A 213-nucleotide genomic window follows, 5' to 3' on the forward strand; every position below is an offset into this window, starting at 1 on the left:
ACTTTGACTTGCAGATACAGAAGCTGAAGCACTGATGCTTGCGCTCACTGATGCTGAAGTACTTTGACTTGCAGATACTGAAGCTGAAGCTGATTGGCTAGCTGATACAGATGCTGAGTGACTAGCACTTACTGATGCTGAAGCACTTTGGCTTGCGCTTACTGATGCTGAAGCACTTTGGCTTGCACTAATTGACGCAGACTGGCTCGCGCT

At 47.9% G+C, this 213-nt stretch carries 1 protein-coding gene; it reads right to left on the bottom strand.

Features of this window, described 5'->3' with window-relative positions:
- The coding region (locus A0765_RS10100) for a hypothetical protein (protein WP_142325668.1) at nucleotides 1-213 on the bottom strand (213 nt) is incomplete at both ends.

It is taken from the genome of Streptococcus cristatus, from assembly GCF_001588905.1.
GTDB lineage: Bacteria > Bacillota > Bacilli > Lactobacillales > Streptococcaceae > Streptococcus > Streptococcus cristatus_N.